General features: G+C 67.9%; 3 protein-coding genes. All 3 read right to left on the reverse strand.

Annotation, left to right across the window (positions count from 1 at the left end; translation table 11 throughout):
- Positions 1–1,725 (reverse strand): thiol reductant ABC exporter subunit CydC (cydC, locus tag MUO23_10380; GenBank protein ID MCJ7513360.1); only part of this gene is annotated, 1,725 nt, incomplete at its 3' end.
- A gap of 6 nt (positions 1,726–1,731) precedes the next feature.
- The gene (gene cydD, locus MUO23_10385; GenBank protein ID MCJ7513361.1) at positions 1,732–3,462 is read right to left on the reverse strand and encodes a thiol reductant ABC exporter subunit CydD; all 1,731 of its coding nucleotides are present in this window, start codon (positions 3,460–3,462) and stop codon (positions 1,732–1,734) included.
- Between the two features lie 130 nt (positions 3,463–3,592).
- Positions 3,593–4,606, reverse strand: a complete 1,014-nt coding sequence (gene cydB, locus MUO23_10390) for a cytochrome d ubiquinol oxidase subunit II (GenBank protein ID MCJ7513362.1) — start codon at positions 4,604–4,606, stop codon at positions 3,593–3,595.
- Between the last annotated feature and the right edge of the window lie 193 nt (positions 4,607–4,799).

Genomic DNA, 4,799 nt, shown 5'->3' on the forward strand with positions numbered 1-4,799 from the left:
CTCCATGACCAGGATCTCATCCACCTGATCCAGGCCGGTCGGGTCATGGGTGATCAGGATCAAGGCTCGCTCCCCGAGGGCTCGCCATAGGTTGTCGAGCACCCGGCCGGCCGTGACCGGATCGAGGCCAGCCGTAGGCTCGTCCAGCAGCAGGATTGGGGCGGGCCGTGCCAGCGCTCGCGCCAGTGCCAGGCGCTGGCGCTCGCCGGCGCTGAGGGCGGTGCCGTACTCACCGACCCAGGCCTCCAGCCCATCCGGTAGGGCATCCACCCGCTCCTTGAGACCAGCCAGCTCGAGGGCAAGCTCGATCTCCGCCGAAGACACTCCCGGCTGCTGCAGGCGAATGTTCTCTCCGACAGTGGCTGAGAAGAGATAGGGCGGTTGAAGCAGGCTGGAGAATAGCTGGCGGATGGCCGCCGGCTGCAGCCGGCGCACGTCTTGCTCGTTCACCTGAATGCATCCAGCATCCACCTCCCAGAAGCGGAGAAGCAGGTGGGCCAGCGTGCTCTTGCCAGAGCCGCTGGCCCCCAGGATCGCCAGGCGCCGTCCGGGGACAAGGTCGAAGGAAACATCGGAGAGCACCGGACGAGCATCTCCCGGGTAGTGGAAGCTGAGGTGTTCGACCCGAAGCGATCGGAAGGGCGCATCGAGCAGGCCGCCTGGGCCCTCGTCGATCTCCGGCTCGGCCTCGACGATCTCGATCAGCCTCGCCGCGGCCTGCCTTGACGTAGCGGATTGTTCGGCCGCCGCAGGCAGGGCGCCGACCGGCTCGTAGCTGGCCAGAACGCCCAGCGCGACCGAAGCCAGGAACACGCCATTCAGACTGCCCTGCCGGACCAGCGGCGTGAGCAGTGCGAGGGTCGCCAGACACGCCAGGACGCCCAGGCAGGTGCTGGCGGCGCTCACCAGAGCCAGTGTGCGCGACCGGCGCGTTTGCGTGTGCGCCAGTTCCGTCCCCAACGCTGCCACCTGGCTCCCCCATTCGGCTTCCAGCCCGTAGACCAGCCAATCCTCGATCCCCTGCAGAGCCTCCACCACCGTAGCCTGCATCCGGCTGCGGGCATCGACCAGCCGGGCGGCGTTCGAGCGGGTCAGGCGCTGCGCCAGCCACGCCAGGCCGATCCCGCCCAGGCACGCCAGGATCAGGTTGAGGGCGGCCAATGCCGGGGACAGCCCGCACAAGACCAGGGCGGTCAGGAGTGCCACCAGCAGGGCGACCACCGGAGGCGCCACCGCCCGCAAGAAGAACTCCTGCAGCATCTCGATGTCGGAAAGGATGCGCGCCAGCAGGTCACCGCTGCGGAACCCGAGCAGGCGAGCCGGGGCCAGAGGTTCCAGCGAGACGAAGAACCACAGCCGGAGGCGCGCCAACAGGGCGAAGGTGGCGTGGTGCGAGGCCAGGCGCTCGGCGTACCGCAGCAACCCCCGGCTAATGCCGAACAAACGCAGGGCGACAATGGCCACCTGCAGCTCTGCGATCGATGGACGAAGGGCGGCAGCCGAGATCACGTAGGCGGAGGCCGCCATCAAAGCAACTCCACTGATGACGGTCAGCACACCCAGCGCCGCCGCCAGCGCCATCCACCCGATGACCGGGCGCGCCACCCCGAGCAGCCGAACCTCGGCCGCCCACGGCTGCCCCCGGTGAACTATGCCGGACAGCCGACGGCCCAGGCGAGGGGAGAGCGGCTCGATCGGAGTGGACAGGGTGGGCGGCAGCGACATCGAGGGCTATCCCTGATCGTAGGCTGCAACCAGCTGCGGGTAGATCCTGCCGCTCTTGGCCAGGAGCGAGGGCTGACCGCATTCGACCGGTGTGCCATCGGCCAGGACCAGCACCTGATCGCAGGGCGGAAGCCCAGCCAGGCGGTGAGCGATCAGAATCAGAGTGCGGTCGGCGGGAAGGGCTTCCAGCGAGTCCCGGACGTGGGCCTCCAAGTCAGCATCGAGGAGTGCCGTCGGCTCATCGAGGATCCAGAGCGGTGCGTCCCGCAGGAACGCCCGGGTCAGGCCGATGCGCTTGACTTCGCCGGCGCTCAGCCGGATGCCCGCCGCGCCGACCCGGGTGTCGTAGCCCTCGGGGAGAGAAGCGATGAACGCCTCGGCACCAGCTTGACGGGCGGCTGCCCGCAGCGCTTCACGGCTGCAGCCGGGCCGGGCGAATTGGAGGTTGTCCTCGATGGTCCCTTCGAGCAGGCTGGGGGTTTGCGACAGCCAGCTCACCCTCTGTCGCCACTCAGCGGGTTCGAGGGTGTCGGCTCGCCGGCCTTCGAATTCAATCCAGCCTGCCGTCGGCTGCAGCAGCCCGAGCGCCAGATATGCCAGGGTGGTCTTGCCAGCGCCGCTGGGCCCGAGCACGGCCAGGCGCGTGCCCGGGGGCACCTGCAAGGTCAGCCCGCTCAGCGCCGGCCTTGGCTGGGAGGGGTAGCCGAAGCCGACCTGATCGAAGGACAGGGCGGCCGGCTTGTGGACGGCCGTTCTGGAGGCGTGGGGCGCTGAACGCCGGAGGGGAAGGGGCTCGTCGAGCAGCTGGAACACGGCATTGGCCGCCTCGCGACCGGTCGTCCCGGCGTGGAAGCGTGTCCCCAGCGTGCGCAACGGCAGATAGAACTCGGGCGCCAGCAGCAGGACGAACATCGCCGCGGTGAAGGTCAGGTCGGCGTACAACAGTCGCACGCCTACCTGAACCGCCACCAGGGCGGTGCTGATCGTTGCCAGCCACTCGAGGGTCAGCGATGACAGGAAAGCCACTCGCAGCAGGCGCATCGTCGCTTGGCGGAAGGACTCTGAAGAGGCCTGGATCCGGCGCGCTTGATCGCGGCTGCGACCGAAGGCTTTCAGCGTCGCCAGGCCCTGCAAGGCATCCAGGAACTGCGCGCTCAGCCTTCCGAGCGTTCGCCACTGGCGGCGGGTCTGGCGGGCAGAGGCGTCGCCGACCAGCCACAGAAAGAGAGGGATCAGCGGTCCGGTCGCCGCCAGGATCAGGGCAGAGATCGGATCGACCAGCAGCACCACCGCGACGATGCCCAGGGGGACAATCAGCCCCAACCGGCGCTGCGGCAAGAACTGCCCGACGAAGGGGTCCAGGGCATCGATCCCGTCCCCGGCGGTCGCCGTCAGTTCGCCAACCCGGCGGCGGCTGAGGAAGGCTGGGCCGAGGGCGAACAGGTGTTGGACCAGGCGCGTGCGGGCAGCCTGCTTGACCCTTGTCGCCGCGGCTTGCCCGGCGGCTTCGCTCAGCCAGGCGGCGGCAGCCCGCAGCCCGGTCACAGCCGCAGCCGCCACCAGCAAGGGCAGGACCTGGGGCAGAGCGGCACCGTCGAGGAACACGGCGGCAATCGCCCGACTGAGCAGCCAGGCGAGGCCGATGGCGGCCCAGCCGGCGAGGGTTCCGACGATGACCGAGGCGTACAGATAGCGGCGCGAGACGGGTGCCAGGGCGAGCAGGCGGCGTTCGAGCATCAGGCGGAGCGTTGCCCCTTCCTCGAGTCCAGCGGCTCCCTGGCCGCCCCGCCCGGGCGGCGGACGGAGGCAAGTTCAAGGCGGAGCCGGTGTGGCTCCGCCTGCAATTGCGCGCCGCAGCCGGCGGCGTTCAGTACTCGAGATGCGACTCCGGTGTCACCCGTTGGCGGAACACCCAATATGACCATGCCTGGTAGGCCAGGACGAAGGGCAGAAAGATCGCAGCTGCGATCGTCATCACCCGCAACGTGTACTGCCCGGAGGCGGCGTTGTAGATCGTCAGGCTCCAGGAGGGGTTGAGGCTGGAGACCATCACCCGCGGATAAAGGCCGATCAGCAGCGTCAGAAGGGTGAAGGCGATGGTGACCAGGAGCATGCCGAATGCCCAGCCGTTGAAACGGCGCTTGAGCAGGAAGCCGGCAGACAGCAGCGCTGCCCCTGCGGTCAGCGGGACGATCGCGGGATTGACGCCGAAGCGCTGGAACATGCCCGAGTAGAAGTAGCCATAGCCGACGACCAGGAAGACGACGATGACCGTCGGCAGCCAGAGCCTTTCGGCGAGCTGGTGGGCACGCTCGGCCAGGTCGCCGGTGGTTCTCAGCGTCAGGAACACCGCTCCGGTGAGCACGAAGCCGAGGAAGGAGGTGACACCATAGGCCAGGGCATAGGGCTGGAGCAGGTCAAACAGACCCCCGACGTAGTTCATGTCGGCATCGATCGGTACGCCGAGGATCAGATTGCCCATGGCCACGCCCCACAAGAAAGCAGGCAGGGCGCTGCCGATGAACAGTGAGCCATCCCATGCCCGGCGCCAGCCCGGCCGGGTTTCCTTGCTGCGGAACTCAAACGCCACGCCCCTGACGATCAGGCACAGCAGGATGATCAAGAACGCCAGGTAGAAGCCGCTGAACAACGTGGCATACCAGTCTGGGAAGGCGGCGAACATCGCTCCGCCGGCGGCAATCAGCCAGACCTCATTCGCATCCCAGAACGGGCCGATGGTGTTGATCAGCATGCGCCGCTCGTGATCGCTCTTGCCGAGGAACGGCACCAGGATGCCGACGCCATAATCGAACCCCTCGAGCAGGAAGAAGCCGATGAACAGCCCGCCGATCAGGACGAACCACAGGGCGTTCAGGTTCATGATGCACCTCGACAGTCGGCTAGGCGCCGGCGGGCGTCGGCTTGGCCGCAGATTGCGCGCCCACGGAGTTGCGCCAGAGCAAATACACGTCGACGACGATCAGGCCGGTGTAGAGCAGGGTGAGCGTGAGGATCGAAGTGATCAGCATCCCGCTCGTCACCGTCGGAGAGTTGCCAGCAGAAGTGAGCTGCAA

Source organism: Anaerolineales bacterium, assembly GCA_022866145.1.
In the GTDB taxonomy this organism is placed as follows: Bacteria; Chloroflexota; Anaerolineae; order Anaerolineales; family E44-bin32; genus PFL42.

Excerpts from the sequence above, each read along its gene's own strand:
- cydD (MCJ7513361.1), bottom strand. The coding sequence starts at position 3,462 with ATGCTCGAACGCCGCCTGCTCGCCCTGGCACCCGTCTCGCGCCGCTAT.
- cydB (MCJ7513362.1), bottom strand. The coding sequence starts at position 4,606 with ATGAACCTGAACGCCCTGTGGTTCGTCCTGATCGGCGGGCTGTTCATC.